Origin of the sequence: Micromonospora sp. LOL_025 (assembly GCF_048060285.1) — a bacterium.
Taxonomy (GTDB): Bacteria; Actinomycetota; Actinomycetes; order Mycobacteriales; family Micromonosporaceae; genus Micromonospora.
The window spans coordinates 210,262-230,952 of sequence record NZ_JBHMIR010000003.1 but is presented as its reverse complement, the minus strand read 5'-3'; the positions used below and the strand labels follow the sequence as shown (position 1 = coordinate 230,952).

Sequence of the window (20,691 nt, the reverse complement as noted above, 5' to 3'; positions counted from 1 at the left end):
TGTGCCTCCCTCGTTCGCGACTGCGGGGCTCGCAAACCCGGCTCACTCCGCACGCTCACCGGCCCTCCCTCGGAACGGTCAGTTCCAGCTCGGTGCCGGCGCCCGGCGCGGAGGTGATCCGCACCGTACCGCCGAGGTCGGCGAGGCGGCCCCGGATCGACCGGGCGACGCCGAGCCGGCCCTCGGCGGCGGCCTCCTCCAGCCGGCCCTCCGGAAACCCCGGCCCCTCGTCCCGGATCGACACGGTCACCGTCGCCCCCTCGTCCTCGACGAGCAACCAGGCCCGCCCGTCGGTGTGCCGGGCCACGTTGTCGAGGGCGGCGGCGGTCGCGGCGGCCAGCTCGTGGGCCACCCGCCCGGGCAGGGGCACCGGGGTGGCCGGCGCGGACAGCGAGACCGTCGCCGAGGCGTACCGGCCGAGCAGCCCACGCAGGTCCACGGACCCGCCGTGCGCGGTGGGCCCGACCGGCGCGGCGCCGCCGATCAGGGCGCGCAGCGCGGCCTCCTGCTCCCCGGCGAGCCGGGCCAGTTCCCCGGCCTCGCCGTCCAGGTGGGCGCCGCGCCGCTGCACCAGCGCGAGCACCTGGAGCACGGAGTCGTGGATGTCCCGGGCCAGCCGCTCCCGCTCCCGGGTGGCGGCCTCCAGCTCCACCGCGCGGTGCAACCGCTCCTCGGCGGTCACCGCCAGCCGGGCGACGTGCCCGACGACCACGCCGGCGAGCAGCAGCAGGATCGCCCCGGTGAGCGACGACTGGCCGATCCGTTCGCGGGTGGCGAGGTCGGCCGCGCCGAGCACCAGCGCGGCGACCGTGCCCCGGCGCCGGCCGCCGGAGACCGCCCAGGCCAGCACCGGTCCGGCCAGCCAGGCCACCGCGAGACTGGGCACGCCGGCGGCGAGCGCCGTCCGCCCGATCACCCACGGGGTGGCCAGCATGATGCCGAGGACGACCCCCAGGTCCGCCAGGAGCAGCGGCCAGCCCCGGCGGGCCGGGTCGGCGTAGCCGACGGCGGTCACGCCGGTCCAGGCCGCCATCAGCAGGACCAGGCCGCCGGCCGCGAGCGGGTGGGCGTACCGGTCGGCGTCCCGGAGCGCCAGCACGCAGACGTACGCCAGGGAGGCCACCCGGAACACGGCGATGGCCCGCCAGAGCGGGACCTCGAAACCACCGGGCGGCATCGACACGCCCGTCACGATGCCACAACCGTCAGGACGACCCCGTCGACCGCCGGATGCGCTCGGAGAAACCCTGACGTACGGTGGAAAAGCCGCGAAACATCCACGATCCGCTGTCGGGACGGGGCCATGACGAATGCGCAACCCGGAGCACAGCGTACGGTTGTGCCCATCGAACCTTCCCTCCTCATCGCCGAGGCCTTCGACCAGGCCCAGGTGACCGACCTTCGCCACTCGGTCACCTCCTGCGCGCACGCGGCGGGGCTGAGCGGGCAGCGCCTGGACGACTTCGTGCTCGCGGTCAACGAGTTGATCACCAACGCGGTCCGGCACGGCGGCGGCCGGGGCTGGCTGCGGCTGTGGCGGCAGTCGGGCCAGCTGTTCTGCGAGGTCTCCGACCACGGGCAGGGAATCAGCACGCAGCGGCTGGGCGACCGGAGCCGCCCCGCCGCCGACACCGCCGGCGGGTGGGGCCTCTGGCTGGCCCGGGAGCTGAGCGACAGCATGGACGTGGAGACCGGCGCGCGCGGCACGACGGTCCGCATCAGCGCCGCCGCCGTGGCACCCCAGCACACCGGCCGCCACCGCCGCGACTGACCCCCGCGCGGACGGCACGCGGGGGCCTGCCGCCCGGGGCCGGTCAGGCGAAGAGGGCGCTGACCGACTCGCCGTTGTGGATCCGGCGCATCGCCTCGGCCAGGGCCGGCGCCACGGACAGGATCTCCAGCTTCGGCACCCGCTTGTCGGCGGGGATCGGCACCGTGTTGGTGCACACGATCTCCAGCACGCCCTCCTGCTCGCTCAGCCGCCGCAACGCGCCGCTGGAGAAGAGGCCGTGCGTGCAGGCCAGCCGGATCGAGCGGACCTTCAGCTCGCGCAGATGCTCCATCAGCTCGATCACCGTGCTGCCCTTGGCGATCTCGTCGTCCAGCACGATCACGTCCCGGTCGGTCACGTCGCCGATCACCGCGCTGATCTTGACCCGGTCGTCGCTGAACCGCTGCTTCGCCCCGGCGGCCACCGGGGTGCCGAGCCGCCGGGCGAACGCCGCCGCCTCCTTGGCGTTGCCGAGGTCCGGCGAGACCACCACCGTGTTGCTCAGGTCGTACCGGGTGAAGTGGTCCGCCAGCTCGCGCAGCGCGTGCAGGTGGTCGACCGGCACGCTGAAGAAGCCGTGCACCTGGGGCGAGTGCAGGGTCATCGCCAGCACCCGGTCCGCGCCCGCCGAGGTGAGCAGGTCGGCGACGAGCCGCCCGCCGATCGAGATGCGTGGCGCGTCCTTCTTGTCGGACCGGGCGTACGCGTAGTGCGGCAGCACCACGGTGATCCGGCCGGCCGAGGCGCCCCGGGCCGCGTCGATCATGAGCAGCAGCTCGACCAGGTTCTCCTGCACGGGCGGCACCAACGGCTGGATCAGGAAGACGTCCCGCTCCCGGCAGTTGGCCTGCAACTGCACTTCCAGGCAGTCGTTGGCGAACCGGGAGACCCGCACCGGGTGCAGCGGCACATCGAGGTGGGCACAGATCTCGGCGGCGAGTTCGCGGTGGGCGGTACCACTGAAGACGGCGATGTCACGCACGTCCGCACATCGTACGGACGGGTTCGGGACCCGTTCCCCGCCGGGGCCCGCCGCCGGCCGGCGAAGAGCGGCCGGGCCGGGTACGGTGCTGCCGTGACCCCCCAGTACGTCGCCGCCATCGACCAGGGCACCACCTCCTCGCGGTGCATCGTCTTCGACCGGGCAGGGGAGATCGTCTCCGTGGCCCAGCGGGAGCACCGGCAGATCTTCCCCCGGCCGGGCTGGGTGGAGCACGACGCCGAGGAGATCTGGGACAACGTCCAGCGGGTGGTCCGGGAGGCGCTGCACGCCGCCGGCACCGACGCCGCCGGGCTCGCCGCCGTGGGCATCACCAACCAGCGGGAGACCACGCTCGTCTGGGACCGGGTCACCGGCCGGCCGGTGGCCAACGCCGTCGTCTGGCAGGACACCCGCACCGCGCCGCTGTTGCGCGAGCTGGATCAGGCGTACGGCGAGGAGCGGTTCCGCTCCCGCACCGGGCTGCCGCTGGCCACCTACTTCGCCGGGCCGAAGCTGCGGTGGCTGCTGGAGCACGTCGACGGGCTGCGCGGGCGCGCCGAGGCCGGCGAGGTGCTCTTCGGCACGATGGACAGCTGGCTGATCTGGAAGCTGACCGGCCGGCACGTCACCGACGTCACCAACGCCAGCCGCACCCTGCTGATGGACCTGACCACCCTCGACTGGGACCCGGAGCTGCTCGACGCGATGGGGGTGCCGGCCGCGATGCTGCCGGAGATCCGCAGCTCCGCGGAGGTCTACGGGGAGGCCACCGGCGTCCTCGCCGGGGTGCCGGTGGCCAGCGCGCTCGGCGACCAGCAGGCCGCCCTGTTCGGGCAGACCTGCTTCCAGCCGGGCGAGGCCAAGTGCACCTACGGCACCGGCAGCTTCCTGCTGCTCAACACCGGTGCCAGCCCGGTCCCCTCCACCCACGGCCTGCTCACCACGGTCGCCTACCGCATCCAGGGCCAGCCCGCCGCGTACGCGCTGGAGGGGGCGATCGCGGTCACCGGCTCGCTGGTGCAGTGGCTGCGCGACAACCTCGGGCTGATCTCCACCGCGCCCGAGGTGGAGGAGCTGGCCCGCACCGTCGACGACAACGGCGGCTGCTACGTCGTGCCGGCCTTCTCCGGGCTGTTCGCCCCGCACTGGCGCAGCGACGCGCGCGGGGTGGTCGCCGGGCTGACCGGTTACATCACCAAGGGGCACCTGGCCCGCGCGGCGCTGGAGGCGTCCGCCTGGCAGACCCGCGAGGTGGTCGACGCGATGAACGCCGACTCCGACGTGGCGCTGCGCCGGCTGCGGGTCGACGGCGGAATGACCGCCAACGGCCTGCTGATGCAGTGCCTCGCCGACGTGCTCGACGTGCCGGTGGTCCGGTCCCGGATCACCGAGACCACCTGCCTCGGCGCGGCGTACGCGGCCGGCCTGGCGGTCGGCTTCTGGCCGGACCTGGCGACACTGCGCGCCCAGTGGCGCTCCGACGCGCAGTGGGAGTCGACGATGGAACCGGCGCACCGGGAGCGGGAGCTGCGCAACTGGCGCAAGGCCGTCCAGCGCACCCTCGACTGGGTGGACTGACCGCCGCGCCGCCCGCCCGCCCGGCTGGCCGCGAACGTCGTCGCGCCCCCGGTGTGGCGGCCCCGGGGATCAGTCCCAGCGGTTGCCGGTCAGCTTCTCGTAGACGTCGACGTAGCGGGCCCGGGTCGCCTCGACCACCTCGGCCGGCACCTCGGGCGCCGGGGTCTGCTTGTCCCAGCCGCTCTCCACCGCCCAGTCCCGGACGTACTGCTTGTCGTAGGAGAACTGCGCCCGACCCGGCTGGTACGACTCCGCCGGCCAGAACCGCGACGAGTCGGAGGTGAGCAGCTCGTCGCCGACGGTCAGCGTGCCGTCCGGCGCCCAGCCCAGCTCAATCTTGGTGTCGGCGATCAGGATGCCCCGGTCGGCGGCCAGCTCGGCCCCCCGGCGGTAGACGTCCAGCGTGATCCGGCGCAGCCGCTCGGCGGTCTCGGCGCCGACCTTGTCCACCACCTCGGCGAAGGTGATCGGCTCGTCGTGCTCCCCCACCGGCGCCTTGGTCGACGGGGTGAAGATCGGCTCGGGCAGGATGGACGCCTCGACCAGCCCGCGCGGCAGCTCGACGCCGGAGACCGCGCCGGTGCGCTGGTACTCCTTCAGGCCGCCTCCGGTCAGGTAGCCCCGGGCGACGCACTCCACCGCGACCATCTCCAGCCGCCGGCAGCGGATCGCCCGACCGGCGAACTCCGCCGGCACGTCGGTGGCGGAGATGACGTGGTTCGGCACCAGATCGGCCAGCTGCTCGAACCACCACAGCGAGAGCGCGGTGAGCAGCTTGCCCTTGTCGGGGATCGGCGTCGGCAGCACCACGTCGTAGATCGAGATGCGGTCGGAGGCGACCAGGATCAGGTCCTCGCCGTCGGCGTAGACGTCCCTGACCTTGCCCGAGTGCAGAAGTTCCACGCGCCCTAGTACACCATGCGGGCCGCGTACGGCCTCCGCCGGTGGCTGCGGGCATCGATGCGTACGCCTGGGGTGTGCTGGTGTGGCCGGACGTACGTTGACACCCTTCCGCGCGCCTGCGTGAATGATCCGGCCGCCCGCCCCACCGGTCCGCCAGGAGTTCTTCGTGCCCGTCGCCCGATCCCCGCTGTCCCGCGCCGAGGCGGACCCGGGCCGGCGTCGGGTGCTCGCCGCGATGCTGGGTGCGCCGGTGCTCGTGACCGGCGGGCTCACCGGGTGCACCGAGGGCCAAGCGGCCCCGGTGGAGACCGGGCCGGTCGAGCTGTCGGTGTTCTGGTACGGCGGGGCGAAGCGGGCCGAACTCACCGAACGGGTGCTGCGGCTCTACACCGACCGCAATCCCCGCGTCGGTTTCCGGGTCACCTGGCAGGGCGCCGGCGGCTACTACGACCGGCTGGCCACCCAGGCCGCGGGCGGCAACGTGCCCGACCTGATCCAGCTCGACGACAGCATGCTCACCGAGTACGCCCGCCGCGAGATCGTCCTGGACCTCAGCGGGTACGTCGCCGACCACCGCCTGGACCTGCGCACCCTGCCCCCGGGTCTGGTCCGGTACGGGCAGGTCGACGGCCGTACGGTCGGCGTCGCCGCGGCACAGACGGCCGCCGCCGTGGTCTACGACCGCACGCTGCTGCGCCGCCTGCGGCTGCCCGAGCCGCGCACGGGAATGTCCTGGGCGGAGTACGTCGCCTGGGCGCGGCGGGTCACCCGGGTGAGCGAGGGCCGGGTGGCCGGCACGATGGACCCGTCCGGCGACTCCCGGGCGTTCTGGCTCTGGCTGCGCGGCCGGGGCGGTGAGTTCTACCGCGGTCGACAGCTCGGCTTCGACGCCGACTCCCTCGTCGAGTGGTTCGAGCTGTGGCGGCGGGCCCGGTCCGGCCGGGCGACCCCGAGCGCCGCCCTGGTGGAGCAGGCCGACGGCGGCGAACTGACCCGGCAGCTCGTGGTCACCGGCGCGACGGCCGCCTCCTTCGCCTGGTCGCACCAGTTGCCGGAACTCCAGCGCCTCACCGACGCCGAACTCGGCATGGCCGCCATGCCGGGTCCCCCGGAGGCACAGTGGCACCGGGCGTCGATGTACTGGACGGCCTTCCGGGGCACCCGGCATCCCGCCCTGGTCGCGGACGTGATCAACTTCCTGACCGGCAACGGCGAGGCGGGGAGCGTGCTCGGCCACGAACGCGGGCTCAGCCCCAGCCTCGCCGTACGCAGCTACGTCGAGGGCAACATCACCGATCCGGCGCAGCGGCGCGCGGCGGCCCTCGGCACCGCGCTGGCCGCCCGGCTGGGACCCGCGCCCAGCCCACCGCCGCAGGGCCACCCCCGGGTGCGGGCGCTGCTGCTGGAGGCCGCCGAGAGCATTCGCGGCGGCGACACCGGCCCCCGGGCGGCGACGGCCCGCTTCATGGCCCAGGCGAACGCCGCGCTGGCCGGCTAGGGCCGGTCACCGCGAGGCTGCCTCCGGCGGGGATGCCGGGTGGGCTGCTCCGGCCTCCACCGAGGCGGGACACCGTCACGCAAGCGGCCGCCTCAGCGCGGCGGGCCGCCTCAGCGCGGCGGGCCGCCCCGGCGGTTGCGCATCATGCGCATCAGGAGGAAGACGACGCCGGCGACCACGACCAGGCAGCAGAGCAGGCCGATGAAGCCGAAGCCGCCACCGCGTCGCCGCCGTGCGGCCTCCACCACGAGCTCACCAGTGCCGGTGGACGCCCAGGCCGCGACAGGCACGAACACCGACAGCACGACCGCACCGAGGACGGCGGTCAACCGGCCCCACCACTTACCGAAGGAAGACATGTCCACATCTTCGCCGACAACTGCAACCTCGGCACGTCGGTCGACGAGGAACGCACCTTGCCCAGGCGCGCCCGGCGCCGTTCCTTCGGTCGACCCGCGCCCGGCATCCTTCCGCCGATCGGGCGGCGTCCGGGTGCCGCTCCGCCGGGGCGGTCCGTCCGGGCGCACCTCGACGGGGGCGCGTCGACCGGTGCGACACGGCGACGCCGGGGGCCGAGATGCGGAGAGGCCCCGGAGACAATCTCCGGGGCCTCTCCGACGTGGTAGCGGGGACAGGATTTGAACCTGCGACCTCTGGGTTATGAGCCCAGCGAGCTACCGAGCTGCTCCACCCCGCGTCGGCTCGTTAACTCTAGCGCACTTGGTGCCACGATGATCAGCGGACCCCCCGATCCCGCGGTGGCTCCCGTCCTGACCAGCGCAAACCGACTCCGGAGGCCGGCGCGAGGCGCCCGGCACCCGGCGTCCGGCGTCCCGCGTCGGCGGCCGGCGTCCGTCGCACCCGACGCCCCAGCCGGGCTCCCGCCGCGCCCGACCGCGGTGGCGGTGATGGAACATCTCGGTCTGCTTCCGAGCTACCTCCTTCGGCGCGAACGCGTCGCCTTCTCTCGCCCGAGCGCCCGGTGATCAGGACGCCATGGACGTTATCCAGGCTCTTTAGGGTCCATGACGTCCTGATCACCGTTGGCTGGACCGGCGCTCGCGGGTTGTGGCGGTGGACGCGCCGTGTCCCGGACGTCCACCGTGCCGGTGATCGGGCGGAGTGGCCGGCGTCACGCGATCCGTCCGGCCCACACCGGGCGGGGGCGGCATCACCGACGGCGAGAACCGCGAGCGGTCACGCCGGGACGCGAACGGCCACCACGGCGACGGACGCACGCCCGGACGGCGGACGGCGGGTGGCCCGAAATTCGGAACGGCCCCGGATTGAAGTCCGGGGCCGTTCCGACGTGGTAGCGGGGACAGGATTTGAACCTGCGACCTCTGGGTTATGAGCCCAGCGAGCTACCGAGCTGCTCCACCCCGCGTCGGTTCGTATACCGTAGCCCACCGACCCCCGTCCCCGCAAAACGACCCCGGGGACGGCCGCCCGGACCCGCGTCCGGGCCCGGGCGGCGTACGCCTCAGCGCAGCCAGCCCTCGATCGCGTCCACCGCCCGCCGGCTGTCGGCGTCGACCTGCGACCGGGTCGAGGAGGTGCCCTCCCAGCCCTGCTCCCAGAGCACGGTCACCACGTCGCCGATCCGGATCGCCCGGACCAGCCGGACGTCGTCGCCGCCCGTGGGGTTGCCGTCGACGTCCCGGGCCGGCGTGCGGATCTCGAACAGCACCGACCCGTCGCCGAAGCCGGCGTCGGCCAACAACCGCAGTCGGGAGGTCGACGCGTTGCCGCCGCCCACCCCGGGTTGCGCGGGGCAGTCCCGGACCGCCGCCCGCAGCTCGCGGAGGAAGTCGTCGGCCCGGCCCGGCCGGTAGAGGGTGACGGTGTGCGCGTAGCTGCCGTCCGGGACGTACCCCTGTGGGGTCTGTGGCAGCTTGTAGGCCAGGTTGCGGGTGCGGCGCTGCACGATCCCGGCGTCGCTGCGGTAGCGGGCGTCGCAGAGCGCCGGCAGCGCGTCGGTGTCCCGGAAGACCGGTTCCATGCCCGTCCGGTTCGCGGCCGCCTGGACGAAGAACGCCCGGTCCGGGACGTTGCCGGGCACCCGGGGCGGCGCCGCGCCGGTGCGTCCCGGCGTGGCCGCCGGCGTACGCGTCGCCCTCGGCGAGGCGGTGGCGCTCGGCGCGGCGGTGACGGTCGGCACGGCGGACGCGGCCGGCGGGGCCGGTACGGTCGCCGGCGGCGGGGCGGCGGCGGGCGGCAGGGGGTCGCGCTCCTCGGCGAGCACCAGTCCGGTGCCGGTGGCCAGCCCTCCGACCAGCAGGACCGTCCCGAGCACGGCGCCGGTGATCCGGAGCCGCGCCCGCCGGTCGGCGCGCCGCCGCAGGTCCTCGGGGACGGCCAGGGTACGACCGTCGGCGTCCTCGGCGAGGAAGCGGTAGAGATCGGACAGTTCACGCGACATCGTTCGCCTCCAACTCCTCTGCGGGCAGGTCGGGCAGCAGCGTGGCCAGCCGCGCCCGCCCCCGCGACAACCACGACTTGACGGTGCCTGCGGGCACCCGCGTCTCCCGGGCGATGTCCTGCACCGACATGTCGAGGAGGTAGTGCAGGGCGAGCGCCTGCCGCTGGGCGGCCGGCAGCCGGCGCAGCGCGCCCGCCAGCAGCACGGCGTCCTCGTTCGGCGGCGGCACCGGCTCGGGCGGCCCGCTGCGGCTCAGCGCCGCGCGCCAACCCTGCAACCGGCGCCACCGGTCGGTGGCCAGCCGGGCGACCACCAGTCGCAGCCACGCCTCCGGCGCCGGGTGGGCGGCCAGTCCGGCCCATTGTCGCCAGGCCCGGGCGTACGCCTCCTGCACCAGGTCCTGCGCCTCGGTGTGGTCACCGGCCACGGCGTAGCCGTAGCGGAGCATCCGTCGGGAGGTGCTCCGGTAGAACTCGTCGAAGCTCGTCGCGTCTCTCATGTCTCCGACCCACGCTCCCCGGTCGATGCCGCATCTTGCAGGAGAGACGGCGCCACGGGGCGGCGGGTTGCGGGTGCCCGGCCGGTGGTCGCGAACGCGACAGCGCCCCCGGCGTCGGGACCGGATCGGTCCGTCGGCCGGGGGCGCCGCGAGGGTGGTGCGGGTCAGCCGCCCGGGGTGGGTGTGGCGCTGCCGCCCGGCGTCGGGGAGGCCGGGGCGCTGGCGCCGGGCGTCGGGGAGGCGTTGGCACCGGTGGCGGCCTGCTGGGCCCGCTGGAAGGCGGTGAGCGCCTCGTCGAGCGCCTTCAAGGCGCGCCCGTACCGCTCGAAGTCGCCCGAGGTCTGCGCGGCCCGGACCTCCGCGATGGCGGTCTGGACGCGGTTCGCCGCCTCGGCCAGCTCGCCGGTCAGCGGAGGTGCGGTCCCACCCGGCGGCGTGCCCCCGGCCGGCGGCGGGGTACCACCGGCGGGCGGCGGGGTGCCCGGGGCGGCGGCCTGCTTGCCCTGCTCGATGAGCTGCTTGATGCCGTCGGCCACGTTGTTGGCCAGCACCACGTAGGAGCCGCCGTCACCGTAGGACATCAGCACCCGCTGCAACAGCGGCGGCGCGTTCTGCGCGGCGGTCTTCACGTAGACCGGCTCGATGTAGAGCATGCCGTCGCCGAACGGCAGGGAGAGCAGGTTGCCGTACTGCACCTGGGCCTGCTGGGACTGGAGCAGGTTGAGCTGCTGCCGGATGTTCGCGTTGTTGGTCATCGACTGGTGCACCTGCACCGGGCCGGAGACCCGCGTCTGGTCGGGCAGGTCGAGCACCTCCAGCCTCGGCTGCCCGTCCACGTACGAACCGGAGATCAGCGCGGCGAGGTTCTCCCGGCCGTTCGGGGTGACCGCCGAGGTGAGCTGGAAGCGTGCCGACTCCTGGCCGGGGAACTGCGTGTAGAGGTAGTAGGGCGGCTGCTTCTGGCCGGTGTCGGGGGCGTCCGGCACGTTCGGCACCTGCCAGAAGTCCGTCTCCGAGTAGAAGGCGCCGGGGTCGGTCACGTGGAACCGGGTCAGCAGGTTGCGCTGCACCTTGAACAGGTCGGCCGGGTAGCGGAAGTGCTCGGCCAGCTCGGCCGGGATCTCCGCCTTCGGCACCACCAGGTCGCCGCCGAACGCCTTGTTCCACGCCTTGAGCACCGGGTCGGTCTCGTCGAACTCGTAGAGCCGGACCGTGCCGTCGTACGCGTCGACGGTGGCCTTCACGGAGTTGCGGATGTAGTTGACGTTCTCGCGGGCGAGCTGGAAGGTGCCCCGCCCGGTCAGCTCGTCGGCCGTCTGCTCCTGGAGGTTGACGCGCTCGGCGTACGGGTAGGTCGCCGCCGTGGTGTAGCCGTCGATGATCCACTGGATCCGGCCGTCGACCACCGCCGGGTACGGGTCGCCGTCGAGGGTGAGGAACGGGGCGACCTTCTCCACCCGGTCGCGGGGGTTGCGCACGTAGAGCAGCTTCGAGGTGTCGTTGACCGCGTCGGAGAGCAGGAAGTTCGACTCCTGCTCCTTGATCGCGTAGAGCAGCCGCCGGGTGAAGGAGCCGATCTCGACGCCGCCCTCACCGGTGTAGGTGTAGGACTCGCCACCCTCGCCGACCGGGCGGTCGAACTCCGCCTTCCGCGCCGGGTCGGTCTGGCCGACGATCGCGTAGTCGCTGGCGTCCATCCGCTCGCCGTAGTAGACGCGGGGCTGCTTCGCGGCGATCTGCTCGGTCTGCGAGGCGCACTGCTCGGTCGTCTGCTGGCCCTGCTCCTTCTGCTGCTCCTGCGGGTCGCCGAGGAAGCCGGAGACGAAGAAGGGCTGGCCGCCGCAGACCACCCGGTTGCCGGGTGCCGCCACGAGCCCGTAGCCGTGGGTGTAGACGGTGTGCCGGTTGATCCACGTGTTCTGCTGGGGGGTCAGCTGCCGGTAGTTGACCTCGCGGAGGCCCACCACGTAGTCCTGCACCTTGCCGTTGACCCCGTACCGGTCGACGTCCAGCTTCTCGCCGAAGTCGTAGAACTGCCGGACCTGCTGGCGCTGGGTGTACGTCTCGGAGACCAGTTGCGGGTCGAGCAGCCGGATGTTCGGCACCACGGAGGTGTCCGTGGAGAGGGTCGCCGGCGGGGTCAGGTTGCTCGCCGCGTACGGCGTGGTGGTGGCCGCCTCCAGGCCGAACGCCGAGCGGGTGGCCTTGATGCTCCGCTCGATGTACGGCGCCTCCTTCTCCTTCGCGCTGGGCTTGACCTCGAAGGTCTGCACCGCCCAGGGGTAGATGCCGCCGATGGCGACGGCGGAGACGCCCAGCAGGGCGAGCGAGATGCCCGGCCAGACCAGGTTCCGCATCCAGGCGTTGGAGAAGACGATGATCGCGATCGCCACGACGATGGAGATGTAGGCGAGGATCTCCTTGGCCGGCAGCAGCGCGTTGACGTCGGCGTAGCCGGCGCCGTAGACGGGGCCGTTGCCGTACTCCAGCAGCATCGCGCGCCGGTCCAGCACGTACGCGAGCGCCTTCAGCAGGACGAAGACCGCGACGAGCGTGCTCAGGTGGGCCCGGGCGGCGTTGGTCATCCGGTCGCCGACGCCCTGGAGGCGGACGCCGCCGAAGACGTAGTGCACGGCGAGCGCGCCGATCACGGACAGCACCACCGCGGTGAAGCCCACCCCGAGCAGGTAACGCAGGAACGGCAACTGGAAGACGTAGAAGCCGACGTCGATGCCGAACTCCGGATCCTTCACGCCGAAGTCCCCGCCGTTGCGGAAGAGCAGCCACTGGTTCCACCGGCTCTGCGCCGACAGCCCGGCGAAGAGGCCGACCACGGCGGCGACCAGTGCGATCCACAGGCCGAGCCGGGGGCTCAGCAGCATCCGGTAACGCTCCAGGGTGGCCTGCTCCGGCGAGTGCGGACGCATCCGGGGGCGCAGCCGCTGGGCCAGCCAGAGGTTGCCGCCGACGAACAACGCCATGCCCAGGCCGACGACGAAGAAGAGCAGCAGCCGGGTCGTCAGCACCCCCGTGAAGACCCCGGTGTAGCGGACCTCGTCGAACCACAGCCAGTCCGTCCACCCCTGGACACCCCAGCCGAGCAGGGTGAAGAGCACGAACACCCCGACCAGGACACCGATCGTGACGCGTCCGCGTCGGCTCATCCTCGGCAGGGGGCTGCTGCTCTTCATGACCACTGTTGGCTCCGCACGCTCGATGTGATCGGCTCCGACCAGGCACCCAGAGTACGGGGTGTTCCTGAACGTGTCGGTCCAAGGTCGCACGGCGTCGTGCCGCGCGGCGGAAGCGTCGATGGACGGGCGGCCGGTGCGGGCCCGCCACGTACGCCGGGAACGCCCGCGCCCATGGTCAGCAGCGGGTCGGCTGTCCCCCGGCGCGCAGCGTCTCCAGCGCGGTCAGTGCCTCGTCCAGCGAGCCGACCTTGAGCAGCGGAAGCCCGGGCTGCGGGTTGCGTACGGCCTCGGCGCAGTTCGCCGCCGGCACCAGGAACGCCACCGCCCCGGCCTCCTTCGCGCCCACCAGCTTCTGGGCGATGCCGCCGATCGGGCCGACCCGGCCGGCGTCGTCGATCGTGCCGGTGCCGGCGATGACCTTCCCCCCGGTCAGGTCCTCCGGGGTCAGCTTGTCCACGATGCCGAGGGCGAACATCAGGCCGGCGCTCGGCCCGCCGATGTCCTCCAGGTCGATGCTCAGGGTGAACGGGTGCGGCTGCTGCTGCTCGATCTCGACGCCGATGCGGGGCCGCCCGTCCTGCTCCCGGCTGGTGACCTTCGCCGTCGCGGCGGCGCCGTCGCGGGTGTAACCGATCTCCAGCGCGGTCCCGGCCGGCTTCGCCCTGATCAGCTCCGTGAGTCGCGCGGCCAACGGGACCGCCTCCCCGTCGACCGAGGTCAGCACGTCGCCGGGCTTGAGTACGCCGGCCGCGGGACCGGCCGCGGCGACGGTCTTGACCACCACCTGCACCGGGTACCCCAGCTCGCGCAGCGCCGCGGTCTCCGCGCTGGTCTGCGAGACCTTGAAGTCCTCCGCGTTGCGCTCCTCGACCTCCTTGCGGGTCTCCCCGGGCGGGTACACCAGCTCGCGCGGCACCACCGCCTCGTCGTCGGAGAACCAGCCCTGGATCGCCGAGCGCAGCTTGACCGAGGGCTGCACCCCGACCGTGGTCAGCCGGAGCTGGCCGGCGGAGGTGGACGTCTCCCGGCCGGTGACCTGGATGACCTCCCTGCCGTTCTCCTTGCCGAGCGTGTTGACGGTCGGCCCCGGGCCGAGCACCACGTACGGGATGGGCGCGCCGAGCACGCCGATGCTGAGCAGAGCGGTGAGCAGAGCACCGAGCAGGACGGTCACGCCGCGACGTCTCATGCGGCAGAGCGTACCGACCGGGATCGGGGCCTCCGGCGGGTGAATCGCGACTTCGCCCTCAGCGCAACGCCAGCGGCAGCTACCTGGGGCGCGGCGCGCGTACCGTAGACGTCGTGCCTGATATTCCGTTCGGTTTCGCGCTCCCGGGTGGGCAACCACCAGACCCCAACGATCCCGCGCAGATGCAGCAGTTCATGTCGCAGTTGCAGCACCTGCTCTCCGCGTCGGGCAGCGGGCCGGTCAACTGGGACCTGGCCCGGCAGGTGGCCGCCAGCCAACTCGCCGCCGCGGGCGACCCGGCGGTGTCGCCCTTCGAGCGCAACGCGGTGGAGGAGGCGTTGCGGCTCGCCGACCTGTGGCTGGAGCCGGCCTCCGCGCTGCCCTCGGGCATCCAGACCTCGCTGGCCTGGAACCGCAACGAGTGGATCTACAAGACGCTCGACGTCTGGCGCAAGCTCTGCGACCCGGTCGCCAGCCGGATGGTCGGCGCGATGGGCGACCTGGTGCCGCCGGAGGCGCGCGCCCAGCTCGGCCCGATGCAGTCGATGGTCGCCACCCTCGGTGGCGCGCTCTTCGGCGGCCAGCTCGGCCAGGCGCTCGGCTCGCTCGCCGCGGAGGTGCTCTCCGCCGGCGACATCGGGCTGCCGCTGGGCCCGGCCGGCACGGCCGCGCTGATCCCGGCCAACATCCGGGCGTACGGCGAGGGCCTGGAGCTGCCCGAGGACGAGGTGCGCCTCTACGTCGCCCTGCGCGAGGCCGCCCACCAGCGGCTCTTCCAGCACGTGCCGTGGCTGCGCGGGCACGTGCTCAACGCCGTGGAGATGTACGCCGCCGGCATCCGGGTCAACCGGGAGGCGATCGAGGAGGCGATGGGCCGGGTCGACCCGACCGACCCGGAGTCGATGCAGGCCATCGCGCTGGAGGGCATCTTCACTCCGGAGGACAGCCCGGCGCAGAAGGCGTCACTGGCCCGGCTCGAGACCGCTCTGGCCCTGGTCGAGGGCTGGGTGTGCCACGTGGTCGACAGCGCGGCGAGCGGCCGGCTGCCCAACGTGGTGAGCCTCGGCGAGGCGTTCCGCCGCCGCCGGGCCGCCGGTGGCCCGGCCGAGCAGACCTTCGCGGCGCTGGTCGGCCTGGAGCTGCGTCCGCGCCGGCTGCGGGAGGCGGCGGCGCTCTGGGCGGCCCTGACCGAGCACCGGGGCATCTCCGGCCGGGACGCCCTGTGGGGCCACCCCGACCTGCTCCCCTCCGACGACGACTTCGCCGACCCGGTCGCCTTCGCGATGTCCGAGTGGGACCTCGGCGAGTTGGAGAGCTTCGACTTCAGCGCGCCGGGCGGCCCGGAGGAGAAGGCCCCCGGCGAGGCGGAGCAGCGGCGCCCGGACGACGAGCCCGAGGACGGCGACGCCCGCCACTGACCTGCCCGACGGCGGATGCCGCCCGACCCGCCCGGGTCGGGCGGCATCCGCTGGCGATCGACGGGGTCGTGACCGGGTGCCCGGTCAGGTCCCGATCGGCGCGGGTCGCTTCCGGTTCGCGGTCGGTCGCCACGACCGGGTCGCCGTCGGCCACGACCGGGTCGCCGTCGGCCACGACCGGGTCGCCGTCGGCCACGACCGGGTCGCCGTCGACGGCGCGCCGGGACCGCCGGGTTGGCCGTCCGCAGCAGCTCAGCGCGGCTGTGCGGTGCCGGAGAGCAGGGCGCGGGTGGTCTCCCAGCCCTCCACGGCCGGGTCGAGGAAGGCCAGGTCGCCCGGCCCACGCAGGCGTCGCCAGGCCGGGGTCACCGCCAGGTCGCCCGGTCGCGGCGCCGCCGCGCGCACGGCCGCGGGCCGCGTGGTGTCCAGGTCCAGCGCCGGCAGCCACGCCGGTACGGGCAGCCGCGTGGCCACGCCGAGCAGCCCCGGTCCACCGCCCTCGACCGGGGCGACCGCGACCGGCCGGGTGGTGAGCGGGCGCAGCAGCTTGCCGATGGTCAGGCCCGGCACGTCCGGCGCGTCGCCGGCGATCACCGCCACCTGGTCGTAGCCGGTGTCGGCGAGGGCGGCGAAGACGGCGTTCGGGGTCGCCTCGGGGACCTCGTACACGGCCGTGTCCGGCCAGACCACCGCGTCGGCCAGTCCCCGGTCCGCCGGGGTGACGGCGACGGCCGTCTCCACCTCGTTGAGCGTGGCGAGCAGGTCGACCACGTCCTCGGCGAGCGCGGCCCGCCAGTCCACCGGATCGGTGCCGGGCGGCGCCCAGGTCACCGGTCCGAGCAACGCCACCACCACACGTCGGGCCACCCCACGACCCTAGCCGGGCGCGCCCCGACCCACGACCGACGGGCGCGGGAGGGGGCGTCGAGATCTTGGTAGGAACGGGCCGTTGGAGGGGCCGCTTCCTACTAAGATCTTGCCGGCCTCGTCGGCCCGGTAGCGCCGGGCGCAGGCGGTAGCGCCGGCAGGAGGCGTTGGCGGGGGTCGGGGGGAGGGGGTTGGGACGGCGGGTGCCTGGTGGGGTGCCGAGGGGTCAGTCCGTCAGCGGGGTGCCGGAGGCCGCCGCGACGCCCTCCAGGTAGCCGCGCGCCCGCTCGGACTTCGGATAGCGCGCGACGAGGGCCCAGAACCGGGCGTTGTGGCTGGGCACGATGAGGTGCGCGAGCTCGTGCATGAGCACGTAGTCGATGACCCAGTCGGGCATGTCCCGGACGCGGTGCGAGATGCGGATCGTGCCGTCGTCCGGGGTGCAGGACCCCCACCGGCCGTTCTGGTTGGTGACCCAGCGGACGCTCGTCGGTACGGCCTGCGTGCCGTGTTCGGCGAGGTAGAGCTTGATCAGGCGGGTGGCCCGGGCGAGCAGCTCGGCGTCGGACCGGGCGAGGCGCCCCTCCCGGGCGGCGAGCCGGGCGAGCATCCGGTCGACCCATTCGCTCTCCTCGGCCCGGGAGAACTGGTCCGGGATGAGGACGACGACCCGTTCACCGTCGCGGTACGCGGACACCGTGCGTCGCCGGCGCTGGCTGCGCCGCACCTCGACGACCGGCTTCCGCACCCCTGCCATCAGCGGGCCGCGCAGCCTCGGATTCCTGTCACGAAGGAAAGCTAATGCGTACTGACCAGGGGTCCGCAAGGGTCAACACCCCGACACTCGCCCGGAAAATGGTGATTGGTCGGCAGGAGTCCCAAAAAATCTTTGCCGGGCCACGGCGATTCGTCGCCGTCACCCTTCGTGGCGGCCGTCCGCGGGTGCGGGAGGCGTGGCACCGGCGGCCCCCGGCCGGATGCGGCGGGACGCCCCCTTCACGTTAGGTGATCTCCGTGGCGGGCGCAGCTCGGGGTGCCCCGCACGGGGCATCTGACCGGGTTCGGTCGGCGTGTCCCCGCCAAACTGACTTATCCGACGTAATTCGCCATGCACACTCTCGACGTCGACTTGCTCACAGTGACGAAGCACAGCTGACATGGAACCGCCCGCACCTGGGTAGGGTCCGCGGACCAGCGGTCACGAGCGTGGCCGTGGGAGAACGACCCCAGCGCCGGTGCCCGAGTGGCCCGCCGCCGGGAACCCCCGCCGGGACGGCATCGGCCGGCGGACGAGACGAGGAGGGCACCGTGGCCGACCAGGCCCAGACCTACAACGGTTACTGCGTCAAGTGCAAGGAGAAGCGGGATTTCGAGGGCCGCGTCGAGGTCTCGAAGACCGGGATGAACATGGCCAAGGGCAAGTGTCCGGTCTGCGGCACAACAGTGAACCGCATCCTGGGCAAGGCGAAGGTCTGACCCGTACGGATGCGTCGGAGGGGGTGGCCGTCGGCCGCCCCCTCCGGCATCACCACACCTGATCCGCCCGCCGCACCCGGCGCGCGCTGTCGGCTCGCCGACATGGTTACCGCGGGTTGTGGATATCCCGGAATTTCCTGTGGACAGCCCTGGACAGGGCACCGCGCACCTGTGGACAACGATCGACGGTGAGCACGGACACGGTCACGATCGGTGTCATGCGCCGTGCCACGCTCCCCCGTCCCACCCTGCTGCCGGGCCTCACCAGACTCTGGCGGGACCGCCACACCCTCCAACTCGGCGTCGAGCCGGGCCGCGCCGTGCTGCTGGAGATCGCCGATCCCCGGGCCGCCCGCCTGCTCGACCTGCTCGACGGCACCCGTAGCGAACGGCTGGTCCTGGCGCACGCCGTCACCGCCGAGGTGGCCCCCGACGAGGCCCGCGCCCTGCTCGACGCCCTGCGGGCCGCGGGCCTGGTCGTACCCGCGCACACCCTGCTGCCGAAGGACCTGGCCGGCCCGTCCCGGGCCCGGCTCACCGCCGAGGCGGGGGCGCTCGCCCTGGCCGCGGCGCGGCTGCCCGGCACGCCCGCCCAGGTGCTGCGCCGGCGGCTGGCTGCCCGGGTGGTGGTCAGCGGCACCGGCCGTCTCGGCGCCCCGGTCGCCCTGGCGCTGGCACAGGCCGGGGTGGGGCACGTGCACCCGGACCTGGCCGGCCCGGTGCGGCCGGCGGACCTGGTCGGCACGGGCATCCCGGCCGCCGCGCTCGGCCGTCCGCTCGCCCGGGCGGTACGCGACGCCGTCGAGCGGGCCGCCCCCGGCACGGGCACGGGCCCGCTCCGGCGGGGCCGGGTCGACCTGGTCGTCCAGCTCGGTACGGACCGGCCGGCCGCCCTGCTCGCCGCCGGTCACGCCCAGCGCCGCCAGCCGCACCTGCTGCTCGGCCTCCGGGAGGGCGTGCCCGTGGTCGGCCCGCTCGTCCGCCCGCCCGCCGGCCCCTGCCTGAACTGCCTCGACCTGCACCGGGCGGACCGGGACCCGGACTGGCCGGCGCTGGCCGCCCAGCTCGCCACGGGTGCCGGCGAGGAGGCGTGCGCCACCGCGACCCTGCTGACGGCCGGGGCGTACGCGGCGGCCGAGGCGCTGGCGCAGCTCGACGGGGGCACCCCGGAGACCCTGGGCTGCGCGGTGGAGATCACCGGGGCGGGACGGTTCCGCCGCCGGACGTGGCCGCCGCACCCCTCCTGCGGATGTTCGCGACGGCGCCGGTGACGCCCCCGAAGGCGGGGACGGGCACCCAGCCCGGCGGCAGAGCAGCCGTGGGCCCCCGGAGTCGGTAACAATGGCCGGGTGACCGACATCCCGCGCCGGGCCGTGTCCCGGACCGCCAAGCTCGCCGCTCTGCCGCTCGGCTTCGCCGGTCGGACCGTCCTCGGCATGGGTAAGCGCGTCACGGGGCTCGCCTCCGACGTGATCTCCGCGGAGATCCAGCAACGCACCGCCGAGCAGCTCTTCAGCGTGTTGGGGCAGCTCAAGGGCGGTGCGATGAAGTTCGGCCAGGCGCTGTCGGTCTTCGAGGCCGCCCTGCCCGAGGAGATCGCCGCCCCCTACCGGCAGGCCCTCACCAAGCTCCAGGAGGCGGCGCCGCCGCTGCCGGCGGCCAGCGTGCACAAGGTGCTCGCGGAGCAGCTCGGCCCGGACTGGCGGGACCGGTTCGTGGAGTTCGACGACACCCCCGCCGCCGCGGCCAGCATCGGCCAGGTGCACCGGGCGGTGTGGCGGGAGCCGGGCTACGGGCCTTCCGGCGCGCCGCAGTCCCGCGACGTGGCGGTCAAGATCCAGTATCCGGGCGCCGGCGACGCCCTGCTCGCCGACCTCAAGCAGCTCTCCCGCCTCGGTGGGATGTTCCGGGCGATCCAGCCCGGGCTGGACGTCAAGCCGCTCCTGGCGGAGCTGCGGGAGCGGATCACCGAGGAACTCGACTACGAGTTGGAGGCCGAGTCGCAGCGCGCCTTCGCCGCCGCGTACGCGGACGATCCGGAGATCCACATCCCGGCGGTGGTGTCGGCGTCGCCCCGGGTCCTGGTCACCGAGTGGGTCGAGGGCACCCCGCTGGCCGAGATCATCCGCGAGGGCACGGAGGAGCAGCGCGACGAGGCCGGCCGGCTGATGGCCATCCTGCACCTGTCCGCGCCGCAGCGGGCCGGGCTGCTGCACGCCGACCCGCACCCGGGCAACTTCCGGCTGCTGGCCGACGGCCGGCTCGGCGTGATCGACTTCGGTGCGGTGGCCCGGATGCCGGAGGGCACGCCCGAGCCGATCGGCCGCATCGCCGCGCTCGCGTTGCGGGGCGACGCCGACGAGGTGGTGGCGGGCCTGCGCTCGGAGGGCTTCATCGGCCCCACCGAGGAGATCGACGCCGAGGCGGTGCTCGACTTCCTGCGTCCGATGCTGGAGCCCATCGCCGCCGAGGAGTTCCGGTTCACCCGGGCCTGGCTGCGCACGGAGGCGACCCGGTTGGCCAGCCCCCGCTCCCCCGCGTACCAGTTGAGCCGGCAGCTCAACCTGCCGCCGTCGTACCTGCTCATCCACCGGGTGACGCTCGGCTCGATCGGCGTGCTCTGCCAGCTGGAGGCGAAGGCGCCCTACCGGGGCATCCTGGAGCGCTGGCTGCCCGGCTTCGCCCCGTCGGCCGGGCGGCCCTCGGCGGGCGGCTGAGCGGCCGGCGGCTGGGTGGGCCGAGCGGCCGGCCGGCGCGCGGCGGCGCGGGCCAGGAACGCGTCGAGAGGCGGTGGCCGGATTCCGGCCACCGCCCCTCGACAATCGGTGGGGTACTAGAGAACGCCCAGGTCGCGCGCCGCTCGGTTGCGGCTGTTCATGGCGACGGTACGGGCG

The 20,691-nt window shown here is 73.9% G+C and carries 17 protein-coding genes and 2 tRNA genes; 7 read left to right on the top strand and 12 right to left on the bottom strand.

Annotation, left to right across the window (positions count from 1 at the left end; translation table 11 throughout):
* Positions 1-55: 55 nt before the first annotated feature.
* Entirely contained in the window at positions 56-1,177 is a 1,122-nt protein-coding gene (gene macS, locus ACFHW0_RS05975; protein WP_416606152.1) for a MacS family sensor histidine kinase, read from the bottom strand.
* Between the two features lie 126 nt (positions 1,178-1,303).
* On the opposite strand from macS, the gene ACFHW0_RS05970 reads away from it, so the two are divergent.
* The gene (locus ACFHW0_RS05970; protein ID WP_416605985.1) at positions 1,304-1,771 is read left to right on the top strand and encodes an ATP-binding protein; all 468 of its coding nucleotides are present in this window, start codon (positions 1,304-1,306) and stop codon (positions 1,769-1,771) included.
* Positions 1,772-1,814: 43 nt separating this feature from the next.
* Here ACFHW0_RS05970 and ACFHW0_RS05965 read toward each other — a convergent pair whose 3' ends face one another.
* Complete coding sequence (locus tag ACFHW0_RS05965) at positions 1,815-2,753, bottom strand: ribose-phosphate diphosphokinase (protein ID WP_416605984.1); 939 nt, start codon at positions 2,751-2,753, stop codon at positions 1,815-1,817.
* Between the two features lie 93 nt (positions 2,754-2,846).
* Between ACFHW0_RS05965 and glpK the strand changes: the two genes are divergently transcribed.
* A complete protein-coding gene (gene glpK, locus ACFHW0_RS05960) occupies positions 2,847-4,331 on the top strand; it encodes a glycerol kinase GlpK (RefSeq protein WP_416605983.1) in 1,485 nt (494 codons plus the stop codon).
* A gap of 69 nt (positions 4,332-4,400) precedes the next feature.
* Here the strand turns inward: glpK and ACFHW0_RS05955 are convergent, their stop codons facing one another.
* Complete coding sequence (locus ACFHW0_RS05955; RefSeq protein WP_416605982.1) at positions 4,401-5,234, bottom strand: phosphoribosylaminoimidazolesuccinocarboxamide synthase; 834 nt, start codon at positions 5,232-5,234, stop codon at positions 4,401-4,403.
* 166 nt (positions 5,235-5,400) lie between these two features.
* Here ACFHW0_RS05955 and ACFHW0_RS05950 point away from each other — a divergent pair, with 166 nt between their 5' ends.
* On the top strand, positions 5,401-6,732 hold the full coding sequence (locus ACFHW0_RS05950) for an ABC transporter substrate-binding protein (RefSeq protein ID WP_416605981.1): 1,332 nt from the start codon (positions 5,401-5,403) through the stop codon (positions 6,730-6,732).
* 110 nt (positions 6,733-6,842) lie between these two features.
* Here ACFHW0_RS05950 and ACFHW0_RS05945 read toward each other — a convergent pair whose 3' ends face one another.
* From ACFHW0_RS05945 to ACFHW0_RS05915, 7 genes are all read right to left on the bottom strand, one after another.
* Positions 6,843-7,091, bottom strand: a complete 249-nt coding sequence (locus ACFHW0_RS05945; RefSeq protein ID WP_416605979.1) for a hypothetical protein — start codon at positions 7,089-7,091, stop codon at positions 6,843-6,845.
* Positions 7,092-7,352: 261 nt separating this feature from the next.
* Positions 7,353-7,429, bottom strand: a tRNA-Met gene (locus ACFHW0_RS05940).
* 613 nt (positions 7,430-8,042) lie between these two features.
* A tRNA-Met gene (locus ACFHW0_RS05935) sits at positions 8,043-8,119 on the bottom strand.
* Between the two features lie 96 nt (positions 8,120-8,215).
* On the bottom strand, positions 8,216-9,154 hold the full coding sequence (locus tag ACFHW0_RS05930; protein WP_416605978.1) for a hypothetical protein: 939 nt from the start codon (positions 9,152-9,154) through the stop codon (positions 8,216-8,218).
* Positions 9,144-9,653: a SigE family RNA polymerase sigma factor gene (locus ACFHW0_RS05925; protein WP_416605977.1), complete on the bottom strand. Its 510-nt coding sequence runs from the start codon at positions 9,651-9,653 to the stop codon at positions 9,144-9,146. Before ACFHW0_RS05925 ends, ACFHW0_RS05930 begins: the two co-directional genes overlap by 11 nt.
* Positions 9,654-9,817: 164 nt before the next feature.
* Positions 9,818-12,844, bottom strand: coding sequence for a UPF0182 family protein (locus tag ACFHW0_RS05920; protein ID WP_416605975.1), 3,027 nt, complete (start codon positions 12,842-12,844; stop codon positions 9,818-9,820).
* A 178-nt stretch (positions 12,845-13,022) separates the two neighbouring features.
* Complete coding sequence (locus ACFHW0_RS05915) at positions 13,023-14,036, bottom strand: PDZ domain-containing protein (RefSeq protein ID WP_416605974.1); 1,014 nt, start codon at positions 14,034-14,036, stop codon at positions 13,023-13,025.
* Between the two features lie 182 nt (positions 14,037-14,218).
* Between ACFHW0_RS05915 and ACFHW0_RS05910 the strand changes: the two genes are divergently transcribed.
* The gene (locus ACFHW0_RS05910) at positions 14,219-15,454 is read left to right on the top strand and encodes a zinc-dependent metalloprotease (RefSeq protein ID WP_416605973.1); all 1,236 of its coding nucleotides are present in this window, start codon (positions 14,219-14,221) and stop codon (positions 15,452-15,454) included.
* Between the two features lie 252 nt (positions 15,455-15,706).
* Here ACFHW0_RS05910 and ACFHW0_RS05905 read toward each other — a convergent pair whose 3' ends face one another.
* Both ACFHW0_RS05905 and ACFHW0_RS05900 read right to left on the bottom strand, forming a co-directional pair.
* Positions 15,707-16,321: a hypothetical protein gene (locus tag ACFHW0_RS05905; protein WP_416605971.1), complete on the bottom strand. Its 615-nt coding sequence runs from the start codon at positions 16,319-16,321 to the stop codon at positions 15,707-15,709.
* A gap of 226 nt (positions 16,322-16,547) precedes the next feature.
* Positions 16,548-17,078, bottom strand: a complete 531-nt coding sequence (locus ACFHW0_RS05900) for a M48 family metallopeptidase (RefSeq protein WP_416605970.1) — start codon at positions 17,076-17,078, stop codon at positions 16,548-16,550.
* A 551-nt stretch (positions 17,079-17,629) separates the two neighbouring features.
* Between ACFHW0_RS05900 and ACFHW0_RS05895 the strand changes: the two genes are divergently transcribed.
* The 3 genes from ACFHW0_RS05895 (at position 17,630) to ACFHW0_RS05885 (ending at position 20,514) form a co-directional block, all read left to right on the top strand.
* Complete coding sequence (locus tag ACFHW0_RS05895; RefSeq protein ID WP_012014940.1) at positions 17,630-17,797, top strand: DUF5679 domain-containing protein; 168 nt, start codon at positions 17,630-17,632, stop codon at positions 17,795-17,797.
* A gap of 218 nt (positions 17,798-18,015) precedes the next feature.
* A complete protein-coding gene (locus tag ACFHW0_RS05890; RefSeq protein WP_416606150.1) occupies positions 18,016-19,068 on the top strand; it encodes a TOMM precursor leader peptide-binding protein in 1,053 nt (350 codons plus the stop codon).
* 78 nt (positions 19,069-19,146) lie between these two features.
* The gene (locus ACFHW0_RS05885) at positions 19,147-20,514 is read left to right on the top strand and encodes an ABC1 kinase family protein (protein ID WP_416605969.1); all 1,368 of its coding nucleotides are present in this window, start codon (positions 19,147-19,149) and stop codon (positions 20,512-20,514) included.
* Positions 20,515-20,691 lie beyond the last annotated feature (177 nt).